The organism is Okeania sp. SIO2B9 (assembly GCF_010672505.1).
GTDB classification, from domain to species: Bacteria; Cyanobacteriota; Cyanobacteriia; order Cyanobacteriales; family Microcoleaceae; genus Okeania; species Okeania hirsuta.
The window spans coordinates 1-1,108 of the sequence record NZ_JAAHGK010001778.1 but is presented as its reverse complement, the minus strand read 5'-3'; the positions used below and the strand labels follow the sequence as shown (position 1 = coordinate 1,108).

Below are 1,108 nucleotides of genomic sequence, written 5' to 3'. Positions count from 1 at the left end.
GACAAACCTCATAGTATCTGCTGCTTTCTGAAGTTCTTCAGTCTCTACTTTTATACCTGCTTCCTGAGCTGCATCCATAATAATCTTGCGAGTAATAATTCCTTCTGTAAGCTCAGAGGTTTTTAAAGATAGCTTGACTTGATTGAGAATATCTTCAGCAGTAATAGTGATAGATTGTGACATGGTTTTTCTCCTATTAATTAATTAAAACAAATGAGTATTAACAGTCATCTTTAGATGACTTTTGCTATTACCCAAGAAATTCATTTCTTGGCGGGTGAGTTATTCCCCCATACCTGCCAACCAGTGATCAAACTGATGACTCGATAACCCGCTAAGATTAAAATCCTTGGCTAATAGCTCAAGTCATCTCAAAGATGACTTTTACAGGACTTACGCAAAATGTGAAATTATACACCAATTGTAGGGGGCGAATGCCATTTGCCCCTACTATATGTGGTGGTTATGCGTAAGTCCTGTTTTAATTATTTGTAATCTGAGGCTCTCGCTCACGCAAAGAAACAGGATGCTCCCACTGGTGAAAAATTAAATCTTGACAGACGAACAGTGACAATTTCCAATACTTGTACCCCTAGTGACAGCAGATTCCAAGTATATGAAGTACAGGTATTAAAATGAAATGTTCTCAGCATCTTGCCCGCGTGGGTGTACATCACCAAGGTAGAATCTGCTGTAATTGTCAATTATTAATTATTCAGGACTTACGCAAAGGCACTACATAAGGGGTATTGCTCAGTTACGCTAGCGCTAACACACCCTACCAATAGCTTCGTTAAACCGCTAGTTAATTGTCAATTATTAATTATTTCTACAAATCTAAACCTCCTTTTTGCAATTTCTTAAACGGATCAAGAATAAAATCAATCAGACGACGCTGACGCACAACAACTTCTGCCGTTGCCGTATCTCCAGGACGCAAAGCAATACACTCATTAGCAGCAGGAATACAAGTCTCATCCAACTCAATTTCTAACTCATAAATTGCTATATTCCCCTCAGAAGTTTCCTGCATTTGTGAAGTAGGAGAAATCTTTTTTAATGTTCCCTCTACTATACCATAATCCTGAAAAGGATAAGCATCAAATTT

At 38.0% G+C, this 1,108-nt stretch carries 2 pseudogenes; both read right to left on the bottom strand.

The features are described 5' to 3' along the window. A pseudogene (locus F6K13_RS34365) lies at nucleotides 1–183 on the bottom strand (peptidylprolyl isomerase); the annotation flags it as partial. A gap of 646 nt (nucleotides 184–829) precedes the next feature. Then, nucleotides 830–1,108, bottom strand: a pseudogene (locus F6K13_RS34360) (hemolysin D); the annotation flags it as partial.